19 protein-coding genes and 1 tRNA gene are annotated in these 21,414 nt (G+C 64.3%); 15 read left to right on the top strand and 5 right to left on the bottom strand.

All coding sequences use genetic code 11. The annotated features are described in order from the left end of the window. The first annotated feature begins 2 nt into the window (after positions 1–2). The 8 genes from M1P90_RS30240 (at position 3) to cdd (ending at position 10,092) form a co-directional block, all read left to right on the top strand. A complete protein-coding gene (locus tag M1P90_RS30240) occupies positions 3–3,155 on the top strand; it encodes a hypothetical protein (protein ID WP_483699435.1) in 3,153 nt (1,050 codons plus the stop codon). Then, on the top strand, positions 3,152–3,790 hold the full coding sequence (locus tag M1P90_RS30245; protein WP_483699436.1) for a hypothetical protein: 639 nt from the start codon (positions 3,152–3,154) through the stop codon (positions 3,788–3,790). The genes M1P90_RS30240 and M1P90_RS30245 overlap by 4 nt, the downstream gene beginning before the upstream one ends. Positions 3,791–3,834: 44 nt before the next feature. Next, the gene (locus M1P90_RS30250) at positions 3,835–5,847 is read left to right on the top strand and encodes a glutamate mutase L (RefSeq protein WP_483699437.1); all 2,013 of its coding nucleotides are present in this window, start codon (positions 3,835–3,837) and stop codon (positions 5,845–5,847) included. Positions 5,848–6,076: 229 nt separating this feature from the next. Then, positions 6,077–6,150: transfer RNA gene (locus tag M1P90_RS30255), tRNA-Gln, on the top strand. Positions 6,151–6,272: 122 nt separating this feature from the next. Beyond that, positions 6,273–7,295, top strand: a complete 1,023-nt coding sequence (locus M1P90_RS30260; RefSeq protein WP_483699439.1) for a bifunctional UDP-N-acetylglucosamine diphosphorylase/glucosamine-1-phosphate N-acetyltransferase GlmU — start codon at positions 6,273–6,275, stop codon at positions 7,293–7,295. A gap of 57 nt (positions 7,296–7,352) precedes the next feature. Further along, the gene (locus M1P90_RS30265) at positions 7,353–8,291 is read left to right on the top strand and encodes a ribose-phosphate diphosphokinase (protein WP_483699440.1); all 939 of its coding nucleotides are present in this window, start codon (positions 7,353–7,355) and stop codon (positions 8,289–8,291) included. 63 nt (positions 8,292–8,354) lie between these two features. Then, on the top strand, positions 8,355–9,692 hold the full coding sequence (locus M1P90_RS30270) for a hemolysin family protein (RefSeq protein WP_483699443.1): 1,338 nt from the start codon (positions 8,355–8,357) through the stop codon (positions 9,690–9,692). Continuing rightward, positions 9,676–10,092 (top strand): cytidine deaminase, encoded by a 417-nt coding sequence (gene cdd / locus M1P90_RS30275; protein ID WP_483699444.1) that lies wholly within the window; start codon positions 9,676–9,678, stop codon positions 10,090–10,092. The genes M1P90_RS30270 and cdd overlap by 17 nt, the downstream gene beginning before the upstream one ends. A 118-nt stretch (positions 10,093–10,210) precedes the next feature. On the opposite strand, the gene gnd is transcribed toward cdd, so the two are convergent. Beyond that, entirely contained in the window at positions 10,211–11,116 is a 906-nt protein-coding gene (gene gnd, locus M1P90_RS30280; protein WP_483699445.1) for a phosphogluconate dehydrogenase (NAD(+)-dependent, decarboxylating), read from the bottom strand. Between the two features lie 243 nt (positions 11,117–11,359). Here gnd and M1P90_RS30285 point away from each other — a divergent pair, with 243 nt between their 5' ends. Both M1P90_RS30285 and M1P90_RS30290 read left to right on the top strand, forming a co-directional pair. Continuing rightward, entirely contained in the window at positions 11,360–13,036 is a 1,677-nt protein-coding gene (locus tag M1P90_RS30285) for an alpha-amylase family glycosyl hydrolase (RefSeq protein ID WP_483699447.1), read from the top strand. Between the two features lie 161 nt (positions 13,037–13,197). Beyond that, positions 13,198–14,109, top strand: coding sequence for an alpha/beta fold hydrolase (locus tag M1P90_RS30290; RefSeq protein WP_483699449.1), 912 nt, complete (start codon positions 13,198–13,200; stop codon positions 14,107–14,109). A 144-nt stretch (positions 14,110–14,253) separates the two neighbouring features. Here the strand turns inward: M1P90_RS30290 and M1P90_RS30295 are convergent, their stop codons facing one another. Next, a complete protein-coding gene (locus M1P90_RS30295) occupies positions 14,254–15,099 on the bottom strand; it encodes a DUF1003 domain-containing protein (protein ID WP_483699451.1) in 846 nt (281 codons plus the stop codon). Between the two features lie 196 nt (positions 15,100–15,295). Here M1P90_RS30295 and M1P90_RS30300 point away from each other — a divergent pair, with 196 nt between their 5' ends. From M1P90_RS30300 to M1P90_RS30315, 4 genes are all read left to right on the top strand, one after another. Continuing rightward, on the top strand, positions 15,296–15,862 hold the full coding sequence (locus M1P90_RS30300; RefSeq protein WP_483699453.1) for a cob(I)yrinic acid a,c-diamide adenosyltransferase: 567 nt from the start codon (positions 15,296–15,298) through the stop codon (positions 15,860–15,862). After that, positions 15,859–16,728 (top strand): helix-turn-helix domain-containing protein, encoded by an 870-nt coding sequence (locus M1P90_RS30305; protein WP_483699455.1) that lies wholly within the window; start codon positions 15,859–15,861, stop codon positions 16,726–16,728. The genes M1P90_RS30300 and M1P90_RS30305 overlap by 4 nt, the downstream gene beginning before the upstream one ends. A 96-nt stretch (positions 16,729–16,824) precedes the next feature. Then, entirely contained in the window at positions 16,825–17,208 is a 384-nt protein-coding gene (locus M1P90_RS30310; RefSeq protein WP_483699457.1) for a VOC family protein, read from the top strand. 226 nt (positions 17,209–17,434) lie between these two features. Next, positions 17,435–17,773: a nucleoside triphosphate pyrophosphohydrolase family protein gene (locus M1P90_RS30315; protein WP_483699459.1), complete on the top strand. Its 339-nt coding sequence runs from the start codon at positions 17,435–17,437 to the stop codon at positions 17,771–17,773. 116 nt (positions 17,774–17,889) lie between these two features. Here M1P90_RS30315 and M1P90_RS30320 read toward each other — a convergent pair whose 3' ends face one another. After that, a complete protein-coding gene (locus tag M1P90_RS30320) occupies positions 17,890–18,498 on the bottom strand; it encodes a TetR/AcrR family transcriptional regulator (RefSeq protein WP_483699461.1) in 609 nt (202 codons plus the stop codon). Between the two features lie 106 nt (positions 18,499–18,604). Between M1P90_RS30320 and M1P90_RS30325 the strand changes: the two genes are divergently transcribed. Then, a complete protein-coding gene (locus tag M1P90_RS30325; RefSeq protein WP_483699463.1) occupies positions 18,605–19,540 on the top strand; it encodes an SDR family oxidoreductase in 936 nt (311 codons plus the stop codon). 112 nt (positions 19,541–19,652) lie between these two features. Here the strand turns inward: M1P90_RS30325 and msrA are convergent, their stop codons facing one another. Together msrA and M1P90_RS30335 are read right to left on the bottom strand one after the other, a co-directional pair. Continuing rightward, entirely contained in the window at positions 19,653–20,216 is a 564-nt protein-coding gene (msrA, locus tag M1P90_RS30330) for a peptide-methionine (S)-S-oxide reductase MsrA (protein ID WP_483699465.1), read from the bottom strand. 104 nt (positions 20,217–20,320) lie between these two features. After that, positions 20,321–20,992, bottom strand: coding sequence for an HD domain-containing protein (locus M1P90_RS30335; RefSeq protein ID WP_483699466.1), 672 nt, complete (start codon positions 20,990–20,992; stop codon positions 20,321–20,323). Positions 20,993–21,414: the final 422 nt, after the last annotated feature.

A 21,414-nucleotide genomic window follows, 5' to 3' on the forward strand; every position in this document is an offset into this window, starting at 1 on the left:
TGGTGAGCAGCGATCGCTTTGACGACAATCAAAACCTGCCGCCCTGGCTGCGCGACGTTCCACTGCCGCCGCGCCCGCGCGCGAGCGAAGCCGCGCCGCAAAACGCTGCGCCGCCTCCGCCTGCAAGCCCAGCCAATGATCTGCCCGACTGGCTGCGCGACGTAAGCGCCGAGCCAGCCGCCAGCACGCCTTCCCCGGCAGTAAACATCCCTGCCAGTGCAGCCGGCGACCTGCCCGACTGGCTGCGCGGCTTTTCGAGCAGTAATTCGGATGCAGGCACGCAAACGCCACACGATGCAGGCGAACAAACCCAGCCTGGCCGACCGGCCAGCCCGACAAACAGTGCCCTGCCCGACTGGCTGCAGGATCTCGGCGGCAATGGCGCACCAGCCGCGCCCGCCCAATCCAGCGACGCTCCACAGCGCAGCGACCTGCCCGACTGGCTGCGCGAAGTTCAGGACGCCGCGCCACCTGCGGCACCATCGCCGCCAAGCGCAGCGCCAGAGCCGCCAGCGCCGTCGGGTGATGCGCTGCCAAGCTGGCTGGCCGACCTGGCCGATCCCATTCCTGACAGCGAAGCATCCACACCAGGCAGTTGGATGCCCTCGCCCGAAGCGGCCGCGCAGAACACTCCAACTGACAAAGAGGATATGCCAAGCTGGCTGCGGCCCGACGCGCCGCCCCCGGCACCGCCCGCAGCAGCATCGCAGCCTGGCTGGCTGCAGCCGGAAGAACGTGCGCCGCAAACACCCGCTCCAACACCAGCAGCAAACGAAGACGAAGAAACGCTGCCAAGCTGGCTGCGCAGCACGCCCGAAGAAATTCGCTCAAGCGGCGATCTTGCGCCTTTCGCGCTCGATGAGCCCGGCGATGCAAAAGGCCCAGCCGCATCATCGCGTTCGAACTGGCTTTCGGGTGAAACCGAAGATGACACTGGCATGCCATCCTGGCTCCAGCCAGGCAATGCATCAACCGGGCGGGCTGGTTCTTCCACAGAAGAGCCATCGCAGCGGAACGCCCAGTTCAACACGCATGAAGAACCCAGCGGCGACATCCCAAGCTGGCTCGCTGGCGCTTCGGCTAACGCACCCGAACCGCCCGCTACCGGTGGCGACGTTCCCGACTGGCTGGCTGGCGCGTCCGCAAGCGAACCCGAACCGCCCGCTACCGGCGGCGACGTTCCCGACTGGCTGAGCGAAACCGTCACAAACGCGCCAGAACCGCCCGCTACCGGTGGCGACGTTCCCAGCTGGCTGAGCGAAACCGTCACAAACGCGCCAGAACCAGCCAGCAGCGGCGACGTTCCGGATTGGCTTGCTGGCGCTTCGGCTAACGAACCCGAGCAACCTGGCAGCAGTGATGTTCCCAGCTGGCTGAGCGAAACCGTCACCAGCACGCCCGAAACGCCCAGCAGCAGTGATGTTCCCGACTGGCTGAAGGCCCCTGCGCCGTCTACGCCCGCACCGGGCCAGCCCTCTGCCGACAATCTGCCCGAGTGGCTGCGCGATACAGCTGCTGCACCGACCGAATCGGACGCAGCGCCTGCCTGGCTCGGCAATCAGCTCGGCGAACCCGCAGCGCCGCCCAGCGACGACACCCCGCCCGCCTGGCTTGCCAGCGACAGCGCTACCCCGGCCAGCCAACCCACCGCCGAAGGCAGCGACCGCTTGCCTGGCTGGCTCGCCGACACGGCCCCAGCAGACAACCCGGCCGCGCCGCCCGCCGCCGACGATCTGCCAGCCTGGTTGCGCCCTGGCTCCACTCCCGCCAGCCCGCCGCCCGCGCCGCCAGCCGCCGACGATCTGCCGCCCTGGCTGCGCGACGATGCCGGCCAGCCGCTGCCGGTGGCTGGGCCATCCGGCGACGCGAAGCTGCCAACCTGGCTGCATGGCGCCAGCGACGACATTGCCCCAGCCGCGCCAGCTGAAGAAGCAGCGCCCACAAGCACCTGGCTGAATGAAGCGCCCGCTGCCCCTGCCGCACCCGCCGACAGTCTGGTTGGCGGCGTGGAGCTGCCACCCTGGCTGCGGCCACCGGAAGCCGAGCCGGCCAAAGAAGAAATCAACCCAACCGACGCGCGCTCGCTCGACTGGCTGACGCGCCTGGGCTCGCAGGAAGAAGAAGAAGCCGAGCTTGCCCCGCAAACCAGCCGCCTGCGCCCGCCAGCCGTGCCACAACGCAGCGCCGCCCAGATCGAGGCCATCGCGCTGCTTGAGCAGCTGGCGGCCGAGCCTTTCCCAGCGCCGCTCGCCAGCGAGGCGACCGAAACGCCAGCCGTGTGGCAGCGCGTAGGCCTTGAGCGTTTGCTCTACATTGTGCTGGCCGTTGCGGTCGTTCTTGCGCTGCTGGTACCTGCACCCAACTTTCTTGGTATGAACGAAGCGCCTAGCGCGCCCGGCGCCGCCGCCCTGTTTACGCAGATTGACACACTGGGCGAAAACGACATTGTGCTGGTGGGCTACGAATGGGACGCCCGCCGCAGCGGCGAGCTTCGCCCGCTTGAACAGGCTGTTTTCGACCACCTGACTGCGCGGCATGTCAAGCTGGTGCTGATCAGCACCGACCCCCAGGGCTCGCTGCTGCTCTACGACCTGCGCGACCGGCTGGGCGCGGCGGGGTACAAACCCAGCGGCGAAGACTACCTTCTGCTTGGCTACAAACCCGGCGCCGAGCTGGCATTGCGCGCAATGGCTCAGAACTTCCCGGCCACCCTGACATCGGATTTCCAGGGCAATGACGCATCGGGCAGCCTGCTCGCAACCACTCCCGATCACCAGCAGCGCCTGAAGACGCTTGGCGATTTCTCGATGGTGCTGGTGCTTGGCGACGAAGCCAGCGATGTGCAAGGCTGGATGGAGCAGGTGCGGCCCAGCGCGCAGCGCGCCGACGGCAGCTATGTGCCATTTGTCTTTGTGCTGCCTTCCGAAACTGCGCCAATCGTGCAGCCCTACCTCGGCCAGCCGAATGTGCTGCATCTGGCGGGCAAGCAAGGCGCACTGGCCTACCAGCAGCAGCGCGGCACCGCCGATGCGCAGATCGTGACGGAAACCAGCCAGATGCGCTTTAGCCTGCTGCTCTACCTGGCCTTGCTGGTTGCTGGCGCGCTGGTGGTGGGCATTCATAGCGCGGCGACGCGGGGGAGGAACCGGAAGTGACGCCGGTGATTGTAAACACGATTGCGATTGTGCTGACCCTGATGGTGCTAAGCCGCATTGTGGCCGATAACCCGCTGTTTCGCATTGCGCAATATCTGTTCGTTGGCGTGTCGCTTGGTCTGGCCTTTGTGGTGGCCTACCACCAGGTGCTTGCGCCGGCCGTGCGAGAAGTCAGCGCCGGGCAGGATCGCGCCGTGATCTACGGAATTCCGCTGGCGCTGGGCGTGCTGCTGCTGCCGCGCATCAGCCGGCGGCAGGAATTTTCCTGGCTGGCGAACCTGCCGCTGGCGCTGGTTTTTGGCGTGGGCGCGGCGCTGGCAGTGGGCGGCGCGATCATCGGAACGATTGTGCCGCAGATCACCGATAGCGCCAACCGGCCACTCACTGGCGACCCGGCGCAGGTTGCCGGCACAATCGTTCTGGCGCTCGGCACTATCATCACCCTGGCCGCGTTCTATTACACCACGCCGCGCAGCACCGCACTGGCGCGTGTTGCGGCGCAGGTTGCCGCGCTGGGCCACTGGCTGCTGATGGTGGCGTTTGGCTTTTTCTTCGCCAGCGCGGTGCAAAGCTATATGAGCGCCCTGATCGAGCGTGTTGGCGCGGTGCTCCGCTTTTTCGGCCTGCTTGCATAATTGCCACGGTGCGCGCTTGCCGCCCACCCTGAGTCGGTACATCTATGCCACACAATTCCGGCGCTCTGCTGCTTGCAAATATTGGGAGCGTGACCACCCGCGTCACGCTGATCGACGTGGTCGATGGCGAAATGCGCATGATCGGCCAGGCCAGCGTGCCCAGCACCACCGAGCCGCCGTATGAAAACGCGGTGATCGGCATTCTCGACGCGGCGACGCAACTGAGCGAAATTACTGGCCGCCAGCTCATGCGCGATGGCAGCCTGATGCTGCCGCAAACCAACGAGCGCGACGGCGTGAATTCAGTCGTTGCGCACACCAGTGCAACGCCCCCGCTGAATATCGTGATTGCCGCCGTTTCGAATGAAATGTCGGCCCGCAGCGCCGCGCGCGCCAGCCGCTCGACCTACACCACGATCATGCAAACCATCACGCTCGACGACGCGGCCGGGCGGACGAATGGCAGCGCCAGCGATGGCGAGCGCTCGTGGATCGAGCGGCAGGTGCAGACGCTGATGAGCCTGCGCCCGGATCTGGTGATTATTGCGGGCGGGCTGGAAGATGGCGCGCAGGACGCGCTGGTGCGGCTGGCGCATATTGTTGGGCTCACGGCCTTCACCACGCGCGTGGATTCCGACGGCCAGCAGCGCCAGGATATCAACAAGCGGCGCGTGCTGTTCGCCGGCAATACCTTTGCCCGCGAGCGCGTGATCGAGGCGCTGTCGAGCCGCGCCGACCTGCAGGTGATCGACAATGTGCGCCCGGCCCTCGACGGCGAGCGCCTTGAGCCGGTGCGCCAGTCGATTGTGCGCCTGTACAACGAAACTGTGCTGCCAACCATGCCGGGGGCCGCGCCGCTGCGCCGGCTCAGCAATGCGCCGCTTGTAACCACCAGCGACGCAACCGGCCTGATGACGCGCTTTGTGGCCGAAAACTACCGCCGCGCGACCCTGACGATCGATTGCGGCTCGGCCAGCACCGGCGCGTATTTTGCCACTACCGGCGACTATGCGCCCGTGGTGCTTGGCGGCATTGGCACGGGCTACGGCCTCGGCGAGCTGCTAGCCGAGCGCGGCGTGGCGGCGATTGCGCGCTGGCTGCCCTTCGCCATCAGCGAGCGCGACCTGACGCACTGGCTGCTGAACAAAATGCTGCGCCCGCATCAGGTGCCAGCCACACGCGACGATGTGCTGATCGAGCATGCGGTTGCGCGCGAGGCCCTGAGCATGGCGGTAAATTCGCTGCGCGACGAGCGCGCCGGCCTGGCCTACGATTATGTGATCGCTGGTGGCGGGGTGCTGGCACACGCGCCGCAGCCCGGACTGGCCGCGCTTACTATTCTCGATGCGCTGCAACCGAGCGCCGAGGAAAGCGTGCTGGCGATTGAACTGCACCTCGACATGCTTGGCCTGATTGGCTCGTGCGGCGCGCTGGCATTCAGCAACCCCGAAGCGGCGCTGACCGTGTTCGAGCGCGACCTGCTGCGCAACACGCCCCTGGCGACCTGCGTGGTGGCGCTTGGCAGCGGGCGGCCCGGCGAAGGCGCGATCGAGGCCGAGATCAAGGAAGTTGGCGGGCAGGTGCGGCGCATCACCGTGGCGCATGGCGACATTGGCCGGCTGCCGCTGGCACCCAACCGCCGCGCCCAGCTCACGCTGCGCCCGGCCAGCAATGTGCGGATCGGGCGCAACGCCCCCGGCGAAGAAGTTGCCTCGGAAGTGGCCGCAATCAGCGGCAGCGCGCTGGGCGTAATTATCGACGCACGCGGGCGCCCGCTGCGCCTGGCCGACGAGCCAGCCGGCCGCCAGAAACAGCTGTGGGACTGGCTGGTAGGCATTGGCGCGGCGCAAGGCCCCCTGCCCTACCCGGTGGCCGAGGTCATTCCTTCCCCGCCCGTCAGCGTCGGCACGGCCGGGCCCTCGATCACTTTTACCGACAGCAGCGCGCCGGCCATTCCCACTACCCCACCCGGCCAGGTTTCGCTCGACAACGACCTCGCGAAGCTGCGCCAGTCGATCGAAGAGCCGAAAAAACGCGGCTTCATGCGGCGCAAGTAAAGCCCACTACTTCCTGCACTAAGTCTGGTACAAAGTGTCTACGCATCCTGAGTAGACCGATAGGTCGTATCGAAGGGTGCGTCTACATCAGTTCGCACCCTTCGATACGCGGCTGCGCCGCACTCAGGATGCTCACTCTTTCGGCTTGGCATCAGCCTAGTTTCCGCGCCTCACGAGTTGCGGCACCTGCCGCGCCGTGCTATAATGCACCCCGGTAACAAACCAATGGTGCCGGATTGTGTAATGGTAGCACTACGGACTTTGGATCCGTCTGTCCAGGTTCGAATCCTGGTCCGGCAGCCACACGGCCCTTGCGGACATGCCTCAGCACAACGGCAATATGAATAGCTCAGCGCCTCGGCCGTCGCCGGCAGTGGGGCTGTGGTGCACAGTGAAGAATTGCTTCTTCGCTGTTTTTTTTGACTATGAAAACGCCTGAACTTGGCATTGTGGTGATTGCGGCGGGAAAAGGCACGCGCATGCGCTCGGCCTTGCCCAAGGAGCTGCACGAAATTTGCGGCCGCCCGCTGATTGGGCATGTGCTGGCAGTGGCCGACGCGCTGGAAGCCGCCTACACCGTGCTGGTGCTTTCGGAAGAAAAGCTTGGGCCGGTGCAAAGCGCATTCGGGCCGCGCTACGCCTACGCCGTGCAGCACGATCAGCTTGGCACCGGCCACGCCGTTATGCAGGCCAGCCCCGCCGTTCCGCGCCCCACCGACGACGTGCTGGTGCTGTATGGCGACACACCGCTGCTGCGGCCCGCCACCGCCAGCGCCGTGGTCGAGCTGCGGCGCTCGCGCGGCGCGCTGGTGGGCATTATGAGCATGCACGTCGCGCCGCCTTCGGGCTATGGCCGAATTGTGCGCGACGCCGCTGGCGAGGTGGTGGCAATTGTGGAAGAGCGCAACGCCACGCCCGAGCAGTTCGCCATCACCGAGTGCAACAGCGGCGTGATGTGCTTTGACGCGGCGTGGCTGTGGGAAGCGCTCGGTCGTATCACTCCCAACCCTGTCAAGGGCGAATATTACCTGACCGACCTGGCCGAAATGGCGGTTGCCGAGCGCGGCCCCGGCGCGGCGGTGGCTCTGCCCGCCAGCGACCCGACCGAGGCGCTGGGCATCAACGACCGCCAGCAGCTTGCCGAGGCCGGCGCGGTGCTGCGCGAGCGCATCGCCACCGAGCTGATGCTGGCTGGCGTAACGATCATCGACCCACACACAACCTACATCGACGCGGGCGTGACGGTTGGGCGCGACACAACGCTCTGGCCGGGCACGCTCCTGCGCGGCGCCACCAGCGTCGGCGCGAACTGCCAGATCGGGCCGCACGCCACCCTGATCGACACGGTTGCTGGCGACGGCGCGTGCGTGCGGCACGCGCTGGTCGAACGGGCGGCGCTGCCCGCTGGAGCCACTGTTGGCCCATTTGCCCATGTGATTGGCGAGTGACACATAGCGCGCCGCGATTGGGCTTCCCAATGCGGCGGTTAGGACACAGCACGCACTATGGAAGGGCGACTACAGATTTTCAGCGGTAACGCCAACCGCCCGCTGGCCAAAGAAATTGCCAGCCACCTGAACATCAACCTGGGCCGCGCAATGGTGGGCCGCTTCAAGAATGGCGAATCGCGGGTGAAGCTCGAAGAAAACGTGCGCGGCTCGGATGTGTTTGTCATCCAGCCCACCTGCACGCCGGTCAACGAGCACCTGATGGAATTGCTGCTGCTGATCGACGCGCTGCGCCGCGCTTCGGCCGCGCGCGTGACGGCGGTGATGCCCTACTACGGCTACGCCAAGCAGGAAAAGAAAACCACCGGGCGCGAGCCGATTTCGGCCAAGCTGGTGGCCAACCTGATTCGCACAGCCGGGGCACACCGCGTGCTGACCATGGATCTGCACGCGCCGGCAATCGAGGGCTTTTTCGACATTCCCGTCGATCACTTGCAGGCCGGGCCGCTGCTGGCCGAGTATATTCGCGACCTCAACCTGCCGAAGCCGGTGGTTGTTTCGCCCGACGCGGGTGGCGTGGGCCGCGCCAACAGCTTTCGCGAGCGCATTGGCGCGGGGCTGGCGATTATCGCCAAGCAGCGCCCGCAGCCCGACGTGGCCGAGGTGCTTGAGATGGTGGGCGATGTTGAAGGCCGCACCGCCATTATTGTCGACGACATGATTTCAACCGGCGGCACGCTGGCCGAGGCCGCCCGCTCGCTCAAAGAACGCGGCGCGCTGGAGGTACATGCCTGCGCCACCCACGGTATTTTTGCCGGCGATGCCACCAGTATCATCGAAAAATCGATGCTGGTGGAAACGATTGTAACGAATACGATCCCGCTGCCGCCCAACTGCGAGGGCGCGCGCATTCGCGTAATGAGCGTCGCGCCGCTGTTTGCCGAGGCGATCATGCGCATTCACAAAGATCTTTCGCTTAGCGCGCTGTTTTCGTAGGCGCTGGGCGCTGGCTGGGCGAAAGTGCCCACCACTCTTCTATGCGTTGAGGTATCCAAAACATTGGACGTTGAATCTAGCCTTATTGTGGCCGGCATCATATGCTGCCTGGTGCTGCTGGCCTTTACTTCCGCCGCCGATGCGGCCATGGGCGCGATAGGCCGCCACCGCCTGAATGCGCTGCAGGAAGAAGGCGCGCCGCGCGCCGCCCGGGTTGCGCGCCTGCTGGCCGACCCGTATCGCTTCAAGGCGGCTATTCTGCTGCTGAATGCGGCCAGCACCATCACTGCCACTGCCTTCACCCAACTGCTGACGCGCGACTTCGAAACCGGCTGGCGGCTTGCGGCACTCGGTATTCTGCTGCTGCTCATTCTGGTGTTTAGCGAGGCGCTGCCGAAAGCGCTGGCGCTGCGTAACCCCGCCGGCACCGCGCAGGCACTTTCCGGCCCAATGGCGCTGCTCACCGGGCTGTCGTGGCCGCTGATCAGCCTGATCAATCTGCTGATTGGCCCGGCGCTGCGCAGCGTCAGCGGGCACGACCTGGCGAAAATGCCGCTGGTGACGGAAGAGGAGCTGCGCCTGCTGGTGAATGTTGGCGAGGAAGAAGGGCTGATCGAGCCCGACGAGCGCGTGATGATCGAGGGCATTTTCTCGTTTGGCGATACGGTTGTGCGCGAGGTGATGGTGCCGCGCGTCGATATTGTGGCAATGGAGCAAAACGCCACGCTGAACGAGGCGCTGGAGCTGGTGATCGGCCACGGCCATTCGCGCATCCCGGTGTTCCACGAAACGATCGATCAGCTGGTGGGCATTCTGTACGCCAAAGATCTGCTGCCCTGGCTGCGGCACGGCGAGGCCGGGCAGGCGCCTTCGGTGCCGCTGAGCCTGGCGAGTTTGCTGCGCCCGCCGCACTTCGTCCCCGAAACCATGAAGGTCGACGCGCTGCTGAAAGATTTGCAGGCGCGCAAGGTTCATCTGGCGATTGTGGTCGATGAGTATGGCGGCACCGCCGGCGTGGTCACAATCGAAGATTTGCTGGAAGAGATCGTTGGCGAAATTCAGGATGAATACGACGCCGAGGAACAGTCGATGCGGCTGGTGTCGGAAGGCGAGCTGATCGCCGACGCGCGCGTGCTGCTCGACGACCTGAACGATGTGACGGGTTTGCACATCGAGTCGGACGAGTCCGACCGGATTGGCGGACTGGTGTACGAGCGGCTCGGGCGCGTGCCCAAGGCTGGCGACGAAGTGCAGCTTGGCGATGGTATCACCATCACGGTGCTGTCGGTTGAGGGCTTGCGGCCGCGCCAGCTGCGGCTGACCTACCCGCCCACGCACGACCACGACCTGGAGGCAATTGCATCGAAAGGAGCGGCAGCGGACGATGACGACGCGGCCTGACTACAGCGAACTCGTCGCGCACGCACGCGAGGCGCGCGAACGAGCATACTGTCCCTACTCACACTTCGCGGTTGGCGCGGCGGTGCTCACCAGCTCGGGGCGCGTATTTCCCGGCTGTAATGTGGAAAATGCCGCCTACCCGGCCACAATCTGCGCCGAGCGCTCCGCGCTGATGGGCGCCTACGCGGCGGGCGAGCGCACAATCGTCGCGCTTGCGGTGATTGCCGACACGCCCACGCCCGTGAGCCCGTGCGGCACTTGCCGGCAGGTGATGTTCGAGCTTGCGCCTAACGCCACGATCATTCTGGCGAACACCGACGGCGCGACGCAGCCAACCAGCCCGCAGGCGCTGCTGCCCGGCGGCTTCACGCCCGACGATCTTGGTGGGTTGGCAAGTTAAAAAGTTAGCAGGTTGCAGGTTTGCCGAGCGGTTTGCAGGTTAGAACGTTGGCAGGTTGCAGGTTGGCAGGCAGAACGTTTTAACCTGCCAACATGTAACCTGCTAACTTCCAAACATATCACATGTCGGATTTGACGACGGCGTGGCCACCAAACTCGTTGCGCAGCGCGGCCACCACCTTGGCCGCAAACGACTCGTCCTGGCGCGAGAGAAAGCGCATTTGCAGCGCCAGCGTGATCACCGGCGCGGGCACGCCCAGCTCAATCGTTTCATCAACCGTCCAGCGCCCTTCGCCACTGTCGGCTACGTAACCCTTGATGGCGGACAGATCCGCGTCTTTGCCAAAGGCGTCGGCGGCGAGATCGAGCAGCCACGAGCGCACCACGCTGCCATGCTGCCACAGCTCAGCAACGGCCTGAAGATCGTAGCCAAACTCCTTTTTGGCGCGCAGCACCTCGAAGCCCTCGGCATAGGCTTGCATCATGCCATACTCAATGCCATTGTGCACCATTTTCGAGAAGTGGCCGGCGCCGTTCGGCCCAACCCGCCGGTAGCCGTTTTCGGGTGCGAGTGTCTTCAGAATCGGCTCCACCGTGGCGAACACATCGGGCTCGCCGCCTGCCATCATGCAGAAGCCCTCGGAGTAGCCCCACACGCCACCGCTCACGCCAATATCGAGGAAGTGAATGCCGTGCTGTGCAAGCATTTCGGCGTGGTGTATACTATCGCGGTAGTTTGAGTTGCCGCCGTCGATCACAATGTCGCCGGGGCTGAGCATGCCGGCCAGCGCTTCGATCTGCTGGGTGGTGGGCGGGCCAGCCGGGATCATCACCCACACCACGCGCGGCGCGCCCAGCTGCGCAACCATGTCTTCCACCGTGGCCGCGCCGCCACCCCTGGCCGCCCGCAGCGCATCGATCTGCGCAGGCGCGCGATCGTAGCCAACCACCTGATGCCCGCCATCGATCAGGCGGCGCGCCATATTAAAACCCATCCGGCCGAGGCCAATCATTCCAAGTTGCATGGTGTCCCTCGTTTTGCTACGTCTCGGCGGCGCGCAAAATTGCGCCGTTCCTGCCTTCGTTATAGCAGACAGCATACCAGCGCGCAACTGCCAAAACGCGATACCGAAGGGGCATACTGGCATAGTTCTTGCTTTCACAATAGGGGACTTATTCCCAAGGATCCGAACGATTGTGCAGCCACGTCTCACGCAGCTGAGTGGCGGCAGGCGATGAAATGTACCTGGAAAGTGGAGGAAGCGACTGTGGCTACAGCAGAAGAATCACCGCGCGTTGAAAAGGCGCCGGAGCATATTGCGCACGGCGCGCACGACCTGGGCGAGGGCAAGGTTTCGTTTGCGCTGTGGGCGCCCTGGAAGAAGAGTGTCCACCTGATCGGCGATTTCAATGGCTGGGATGCCAGCGCCGACGCAATGGCGGTGGACGAAAGCGGCCTGTGGTGGATCGAGAAGCAGCTCCACGCGGGCGAACACGCCTACCAGTTTGTGATCGACGGCGAAACGACGATCAGCGACCCGTATGCGCGCAAGCTGCGCTGGGAAGGCGGCGACGTGCCGCACGCAATTGTCGAAGTGAATGCCAAGCCCTACGAATGGCACGACGACGGCTTTGGCATCAAGCCCATGAACCAGCTGGTGATCTACGAGCTGCATGTGGGCGACTTCAGCCCCGAAGGGACGTTTGAAGGCGTTGCGAAGCGGCTCGACCATATTGCCAGCCTGGGCATCGACGCCATCGAGCTGATGCCTGTTCAGGAGTTCCCGGGCGACCAGAGCTGGGGCTACAACCCGGCCTATTTCTTCGCGCCCGAAAGCTCGTATGGCACCGCCGAAGACCTGAAGAACCTGATCGACGCGGCCCACCAGCGCGGCATCGGCATTATTCTCGACATGGTGTTCAACCACACCACCGGCGACGCGCCGCTGAACCGGCTGTATCCCTACGACCAGAACCCCTACATGAGCAGCGACGGCAACCCCTATGGCTTCCCCGACCTGAACCACTGGAACGACGCCACCAAACGCCTGATCGCCGACATCCAGAGCTACTGGCTGAGCGAGTACCACATCGACGGCTTCCGCTACGATTATGTCGAGGGCATCGAGTGGGATGGCGTGAACGGCATGAGCTTTATCACCTGGTCGGCGCGGCAATCCAAGCCCTACGCCTACCTGATTGCCGAGCATATTGTGGGCGACACCGCTGCCGTAGTGCGCGAAACCGAAACCGACGCCTCGTGGCACTGGCAGTTCACGAAAACGCTGGGCGCGCAGCTCCGCGAGGGCGAATACCAGGGCTTCGAGTATGGCGACCTGGGCGCGCTGGAGCGAGTGCTGACCTTTGGCGGCGACGGCTACACCGACAACGCCCAGCCGATCAACTACCTGGAAAGCCACGACGAAGAGCGGATCATGTTTGTGGCGATGAGCAACCCGGCGATTGGCGAGGCCGGCGCAGTGCGCAAGAGCATGCTTGGCGCGATTGCGCTGTTCACCGCGCAGGGCGTGCCGATGCTGTATTCCGGGCAGGAGTTTGGCGCGCATGGCGAAAAAACCATTGGCGTGAGCAAGCTGCCCTGGGAATATATGGACAGCGACTCGGGCAAGGCTATGTACCACCACTACGCCACGCTGGCCTACATGCGCCACACCCAGGCGGCCCTGCAGACCAACAACTTCCAGGTGCTGCTGGCCGACCCCGAAAAGAAGGTGTTTGTTTACCACCGCTGGGCCGACAACGGCAGCGATATTGTGGTGGCGCTCAACTTCTCGCCCGCCGACCAGCACATCGCAATCGATTTCCCGCAGACCGGCACCTGGCACGAATGGCTGCACGACTACGACGAGCAGGTGGGCGACGGCCCGGTCGAGGTCGATCTGCCCGACTCGTTCGGCAAAGTGTGGGTGTTCCAGGGCCAATAACGCATGGGCAGGAAAGAACGCGGAGGCCAGGTGCGGCCTTCGCGTTCTTTTATTTGTAGCACTATGTAACTCGCCTGTTTCCCTGGCACGGCATAATAGCCGTGTCAGACGCGCCGCGCCGCTAGAAAGCGCAGTGCTGGCACACGAAATGGAGCATTGTTATGGCAACCGAGCCCGCAACCCCACCCACACTGGCCGAGCTTGAATCGCGCTTTCCTGTGCAGCACATTCGCGCAGATAGGCAGTCGCTGGCCTACCGGCAGGCTGGCGAAGGCCCGCCGCTGCTGCTGCTGCACGGCTGGGGCGCATCTTCGCGCTACTGGCTGGGCACGCTGGCCCGCCTTGGCACAACGCACACCTGCTACGCGCCCGACCTGCCCGGCTTTGGCGCATCGCCGCCGCTCAGCAGCGCCGCCGGCATTTCGCAGCTCGCCAGCCTGATTGGCGCCTTCGCCAGCGCGCTCGGTCTGGAGCAGTTCGACCTGAACGGCCACTCGTTTGGCGCGTCGGTGGCAATCTGCATGGCGGCGCAGCAACCCGCGCGCGTGCGCCGGCTGGTCGTCACCAGCTTTGGCGTGCGCCCAAACGCCTTCGAGCGGGCTTGGCTGGGGGTCGCGCAGGGCCACGCCGCGCTGGCGCTCGCGGCTAGCCAGCCGCTGGTGGAACTAGCCCGCCCTGTGCTGCGGCCGCTTGGCGCGCTGGCCGCGCAAACGCTTGGCACCAGCCCGTTCGCCGCCGCGCTGGCCGGCTGGTATGTGGCGCGCCTTCCCGACGACCCAACGCTCTTGCAGGCCGGCAGCGACGACATGGCGCGCATGGATTTCGGCGCACACCTGGCCTGCGTGGCCAGCATTGGTGACCCAGCGCTGCCTGCGGCGCTGCGCGCGGTGCAGGCACCTACGCTATTCATCGGCGGCGACCATGATCGCGTGGCCAGCCCCGCAGAGCTGCGCGCCGCCAGCGCACTGGTGCCGGGCAGCACTAGCGTGGTGCTGGCGCGCTGCGGGCACATCCCGATGGTCGAGCAGGAGGCCGCCTACCACGCAGCGATCGGCGCGTTTCTGGCGGCATAATCGCCACCTCGTCTAGCCCAATAACCTTTCAGCGTGGCCACAAAGACTCAAAGACACCAAGATTTTATAGCCTCCTGAAGTCCTTCGTGCCTTTGTGCCTTCGTGGTAATCGTTCCTGGCTGCCGTATTTGAAAGGTATTGCGTCTAGCCCTTGGTCACGCGCGCCTCCACCCGGTCGAGCCGCGCATTGACGTCGTCGAGCATCTCGGTGAGCAGCTCGGTTTTGCTGAGCAGCGTGCTCACGCCTAGCTCGGCCTTCAGGTTCACCTGGTAGTCGAGCTCGCTGCGAATACGGTCTTTCGTATCCTGGCGGTTCTGGCTCATCATAATCACCGGGGCCTGAATGGCGGCCAGCATCGAAAGAAACAGGTTCAACAGAATAAAGGGGTATTCGTCCCAGCGCCAGGGCATGAAAATATTCAGCAGAACCCAGACTGCCAAAAATGCCCCGAAGGAGAAGATGAAGCGCCAGCTGCCGCCGAACTTCGCCACCGCATCGGCCACGCGCTCGCCAAGCGTTTCTTTCTCGTCGATCACTTCGTTGGGGTCGCGGCTGACGCGCCGGCGCAGCAAGTTGTCGGTGCGGCGCACGCGCTTGGCGAGCGCAACCATCACATCCTGCGCCATATGCGGCTTTTGCAGCATCAGGTCGAGAAATTCGTGCCGGTTCAATACGAGCGTGCTGGTGCGCTGCACACTGGCAGCCGTGGCCGAGCGTGTTCCTCCATCCAGCAGCGAAAGCTCGCCAAAGAAATCGCCCGACTCCAGCACTTCCAGCACCAGCTTCTCGCCGTCGTCGTCGATGATCGACAGTTCGACCTGCCCGGCCTGAACGATATACAGCGTGCCGCCAAGCTGGTCGGCACTGAAGATGACCTGACCGGGCCGAAAGTGCTGCTCGTCCATAATGCCGGCAATTGCGGCAAGCTCGTCGTCGTCCATCCCGATAAACAGCGGGATCGTTTTCAGCATGCGCGGCTCGGCTGGCATGGCGTGTCTCCTGCGCTTATTTTCGTAGAAATTGCTTCGCAATTATAGTATGACTTACGCTGCCGCGTTATCTTGCATTCAGGGAGCGAAAAATTGCCGCCTCCTGATTCTGCTAAGTCGCACGGGCAGGCGCGTGGAAGATGGTAAAATACCGCTGCGCGGCACACTGAGCGCCAGCGCCCAAAAGAGGAACTGCGTGAAGATCTATACAAAAACCGGCGACGCTGGCGAAACCGGGCTGTGGGGCGGCCTGCGCGTGCCGAAGGATGCCGCCCGCGTCGAGGCCTATGGCACCGTCGATGAGTGCAACGCCGCGATTGGCGTGGCCCGTGCCGCCCTGGCCGCCGCGCCGGCCGGCAATCTCGACGCGCTGCTGGCCGCGATTCAAAACCAGCTCTTTGTGGTTGGGGCCGACCTCGCCACGCCCGACGAGGCCGCCTACATCCCGCGCATTGGCGACGACGCCATTCAGCAGCTTGAGCAGGTGATCGACAGCGCCGAGGCCGAGCTTGAGCAGTTGCGCCAGTTTATTCTGCCGGGCGGCACAGCCGCAGCCGCGCAGCTGCACCTTGCGCGCACGATCTGCCGGCGTGCCGAGCGCTGCGTGGTGGCGCTGGCCCGCGAGGAAGAGATCAACCCGCAGGTGGGCATTTTTCTCAACCGCCTGTCGGATTGCCTGTTTGTGCTGGCGCGCACGGCCAACGCCCGCGCCGGCGTGCCCGACGTGCCGTGGAACAACCCGCGCCAGCAGCAAGCCCAATGATTGTTACCCTGCCCGCCGCCAGCGCCGCGCCACGCTCGTATATCCTGCACGAGCGCGCCGCTCAGTTTCATGGCGCGGGCGCGGGCTACCTTTCGATCAAGTCGTTTCGCGGCGGGCAGGCGCGCTATGCCGTTGGGCGGGCGCGCTTCGCAGTGGACGAGCACGCCTACCTGGTGCTGAACCACGGCCGCGACTACGAGATCGAAATCGAAAGCGCTGCGCCGGTCGAGTCGCTGTGCGTGTTTTTCGCGCCCCCGCTGGCCGCCACCGCCCTGCGCGACAGCACCAGCCCGCACGCGCAGCTCCTGGCCGACCCCGCCCGGCCCACGCCTGAGCCATTATTTTTCGAGCGCACCTACCCGCACGGCGACGCGATTTCACGCCGGCTGGGCGCGCTGCGCCACGCGCTCAGCGCGGGCCAGGCCGAGCTGGGCTGGCTCGACGAGCAGGTGCACGAATTACTGCGCGCCCTGCTGATGCAGCGCAACGAGCTGCAGCGCGAAGTCGAGCAATTGCCGGCCGCACGCCCCGCCACCCGCGACGAGCTGTACCGCCGCTTGCACCTCGCGCGCGATTTCGCGGCGGCCTGTTTCGAGCAGCCGCTCACGCTCGCCGCCCTGGCCGACGTCGCGGGCATGTCGGCCAACCACCTGCTGCGCACCTTCAGGCACGCCTTCGGGCAAACGCCCTACCAGTACCTCACGGCCCAGCGCATTCTGGCGGCGCAGCGGCGGCTGGCCGGCAGCGACGAGCCGATCTCGTCGATTTGCCTGGCGGTGGGCTTCGAAAGCCTGGGCGCGTTTAGCTGGCTGTTCCGCCGCCACACCGGCATGTCGCCCAGCGAGTACCGCCGCCAAAGCCGGTGATTTTGAAGAAGCGCGCCGCGCCGGGCGGGGATATACTGCAACAGCGCGCGGCAAAGGGCCGTGCTGAAGCATCCGCAAGCCACAAGGAGCGTGCATATGTCCGAAGAACAAATCCAGCTCGGGCCACTCGGCCAGATCGCGCTGACCGTCGCTAACCTCGACGCAGCGGTGGCATTCTACCGCGACGCTGTTGGGCTGCCCTTTCTGTTCGCCTTCCCGAACCTGGCCTTTTTCGACTGCGGCGGCGTGCGGCTGATGCTTTCCACGCCCGAGGCTGGCGAGGTGGTGGCGAATGGCGCGACGCTTTACTTCACGGTAAGCGACATTCAGGCGGCCTACGCGCAGCTCCAGGCGCGTGGCGTGCCGTTTGTCGACGCGCCGCACGCAATTGCCGACATGGGCAGCTATACGCTTTGGATGGCCTTTTTCCGCGACCCCGACGGGCACCTGCTGGGGATCATGGCCGAGGTGGCGAAGTAGGTTGCCGGTTGGCGAGTTGCAGGTTTGAACGTTGGCAGGTTGCAGGTTCGCCGGTTGACAGGTTGCAGGTTTGAACGTTGGCAGGTTGCAGTAACTTTCGAACCTGCAACCTTCAAACTTATAACTTCTTCGTGCCTTCGTGGTTCCGTACCCCAAAGCTCTGCGCTCTTTGCGCTCTTTGCGGTGAACTATCGGCAATTGTCGGGTTGAAGTGAGGAACAGCAGCATGGATATGGAATTGTTCAGCACCTACCAGCGCGAGGCGCGCAAGACGTGGGGCGTGATCGACGTGAACCACCCGATTGTCTACCCGACGCTCGGGCTGGTGAATGAGGCGGGCGAGGTGGCGGGCAAGATCAAGAAGATTTTTCGCGACAAGGGTGGCGCAATTGGCGACGCCGACCGCGAGGCGCTGAAGTACGAGCTGGGCGACGTGCTGTGGTACCTCACGCAGATCTGCACCGAGCTTGATCTGACGCTGGAGGAAGTCGCCGCTGCGAATATCGAGAAGCTGTTTTCGCGGCTGGAGCGCGGGCAAATTCGCGGCGAGGGCGACGAGCGCTAACAGAAGTCGGGAATCAGAAATCAGGAGTCAGAAGGCGTGCTGAGAGCTGCACCCCTTCTGACTTCTGTTTTTGCCTGTGGGCTGCGCTCCAACACCATCACTACTGCTCGGGCGCGTTATTGCTCCTGAATGCCTGATTTCAGACTTGCAAATCCTTCCAGAAGCACCTCTGCAAGCGGCTTGTTCGTTGTGTCCTGCTGGTTCCAGGTGTCCAGCGACAGGCGCACTACGCCGATACACGCCATTGCAACCATCCGCAGCACAGGCCGCCGTTGCGGCTGACGCCAGACTTCGCAAAGGGTGGCGAATAAGGCTTGCTCGTATTCCTCATAGGCGACCTGCTTGCGGGCACGCAGCGACTCGCTGGAGCGCAGCAACCTGTCGATGACCCGCATTTCCTCGTTGGCATAGGGCGCAAGATGCCGAACGAAAACATCGCGCACGGCGTCCAGCGGGTGTTCGTCCGGTGAGACGGTGAGCACATCCGCCCACACCGCCTTCCACGCTTCGCTCTGCCAGACAAACAGAACATCCTCTTTCGATTTGAAGTAGGAAAAGAAGGTTCGGCGCGAAATACCGGCTTCCGCTGCAATGGTATCCAGCGTGGTGTTTTCGTAGCCGTTAGCAAGGAACAGCCGCAGGCCGGTTGCTGCGATGCGCTGTTGCGTCGCACGGCGTTTCTGCTCTCGCAACCCTTCAGCTGTTCCAGGGGCGTTGGCATTCATACGATTTCTCGCTCATTGACAAATTACACTCAGTGCATTATATTTAACACCAAGTGCAATTATTTTCTGCATCTAGTATACCATTTACTACAAAAGAGGACAACACATGGATCGCTGGACGACATCTGATATTCCTGCGCAAAACGGCCGTTCCGTCGTGGTTACGGGCACGGGCGGGTTAGGTTTTCAAGACGCGCTGGCGCTGGCCCGCGCCGGGGCCGACGTGACGATTGCTGGCCGCAACCCGGCGAAAGGCGCAGCCGCGGTCGAGCAGATTCGCGCTGCGGTGCCGAACGCCCGCGTCCAGTTCGAGGAAGTTGACCTGGGGCGGCTGGAATCAGTCGCGGCATGTGCTGAGCGCCTGCGAAACAGCCGTGCGAAGCTGGACGTACTGATCAACAACGCCGCAGTGATGACGCCGCCGCAGCGCCAAACCACCGCCGATGGCTTTGAATTGCAGTTTGGCACGAACTACCTTGGCCACTTTGCGCTAACCGCGCAGCTGCTGCCACTGCTGCAACAAGGCGACGCGCCACACGTCATCAATTTATCCAGCATCGCCGCGCGCCAGGGCAGCATCGACTTCGACGATCTGCAGGCCGAGCGCAACTACCAGCCCATGCCGGCGTATGCGCAATCCAAGCTGGCAAGCCTGCTCTTTGCCTTCGAGCTTCAGCGGCGCAGCACAGCGGCGGGCTGGGAAATCACCAGCATCGCGGCCCACCCGGGCATCTCGCGCACCGACCTGCTGACCAACGCACCGGGGCGGCAGAGCATGTCGGGGCTGGCGCGCCGCTGGCTCTGGTTTCTGTTCCAGCCAGCTGCACAGGGCGCGCTGCCGACGCTGTACGCAGCAACATCGCCTCAGGCCGCGCCAGGAGCGTATTATGGGCCGAATATGTTCAACGAAACGCGCGGATACCCCACGCTGGCGAACGTGCCGCCCCAGGCACGCGACGCCGCGGTTGCCGCCCGGCTCTGGGATGTGTCGGAGCAGCTGACGGGCGTTCGCTTTGCGCCAGCGGGCCTTGTTGAGGCTTGATTCTTCTTGACTACAAGCGAACGATTCGGTTCGCCGGATCGAAACAGCCCCATTCCGAAAAAATGGAATGGGGCTGTTTTTATTCTGCGAATATACGGGCTATGCTGGGCTGCTACTTCTTGAGCTGCTCGACGAAGTACTTGCGCAGCTTGGCAACCTTGGGCGCTACCACCGCGCGGCAGTAGGGCTGGTTGCTGTTGTTCACGAAATATTCCTGGTGGTAATCCTCGGCGCGGTAGAAGGTCGGCACCGGCGAAACCTCCGTCACCACCGGGCCATCCCAGATGCCTGCCTCGTTGATCTGGGCAATCACCTGCTCGGCGTCGGCCTTCTGCTCGGGCGAGTGGTAGTAAATCGCGGAGCGGTACTGCGTGCCCACGTCCGCGCCCTGGCGGTTGGGCGTCGTCGGGTCGTGGATGGTGAAGAAGACTTCCAGCAGCTGGCGGAACGAGACCGCCTGCGGGTCGAAGGTGATCTGCACCACCTCGGCGTGGCCGGTCATGCCGGTGCACACCTGCCGGTAAGTCGGGTTCGGCACCTGCCCGCCGGCATAGCCCGACTCCACTTCAGACACGCCGCGCAGCTCATCAAACACAGCCTCAAGGCACCAGAAACAGCCGCCGGCAAGCGTGGCTACCTCGGTGTGGCCGTTCTGCCTCCCGGATGTATCGGTCATTGTAAGCTCTTCTTTCTGTGGTGCGGTCGCCATATTCTGCATTGCGAAGCGTTTGCGCCGCGGGTTTTATTCTACACTTCATAGTCCTGCCAGGGGCGGAAACGTTACAGCCCGTCCATCCCGCCCGGCGCGACTTCGCTGGCGAGCTGTTCGAGGAACTGGCGCATGAAGTGCGTGCGCCGCTCGCCCTCGGCGCGGCCAGCGGGCGTCTGCATCGTGCCGGCCAGGCCCAGCAGCTTCACAAAGAAATGATCCACGGCGTTGATCTGGTCGTCGGGCGCGCGGCCCTGCGGAAAGGGCGCGGCAGGATCATACAGGCGGCGGCCCATCTGCCCGCTGAGCATCAGGCAGCGCGCCACGCCGATCGCGCCAATCGCGTCGAGCCGGTCGGCATCCTGCACTACGCGCGCCTCGGGCGTGCGCGGCGCGATCTGCGCCGAGAAGCTGTGCGCCTCGATTGCGTGGTGAATGCCGGGCAGGTGCGCTTCCGGGTAGCCCGCGCCGCGCAAAAACTCAATGGCGGCGTCGGCGGCCCTGCCCGAGGCGCGCGCGCGGTCGGGCGAGTTCTTCGGCACGATCACACAGTCGTGAAGCCATGCCGCCGGCACAACCGTCCACAGATCGGCGTTTTCCGCTGCGGCGAGCGCGGTAGCGGTGCCAACCACGCGGCGGATGTGCGCGAGGTCGTGCGCGGCGTCGGCGGGGTACTGCGCGCCCGCGAGAAACTGTTCGCACTGGCGCGCCCAGCCTTCGAGCGCGGCGGGAAGTGGTGGCATTAGGTTCCTTTCATGCGAGGGCTGCGCGCCCTCGCGCTCCCTTTTGAGATAATTTGTCTGGGCGGACTGTTTTTTGTCTGGGCGGACCTGCGTGTCCGCCCCCCGAAAGCAGTTTGCTCAGGCCGCACGGCCGCAGGGTGCGCCGGCACCCTGCACCCCGGCTGGGGCTTGCGCCCCAGACCCCAAATTTGATGTGGCCGCCTTGCTCAACGTTTGTCTGTCATGCCTCCGTTATGTTCACCGCTGGCAGCGCTCGATACAGGTATCGTCAATGTGTATAGCTTTCAGGTGAAGCAAACGTATCTCGTTCGATGCCTGCTTTTATGCATAACGGAGGCATGACCACGCGCTATACATTCGACACTGGCGTTCTTTGCCGGAGGGTCTGGGGAACCGGCTCGGTTCCCCAGCGGGGTGCAGGG

The sequence above is a fragment of the Kouleothrix sp. 19917 genome (assembly GCF_057073505.1).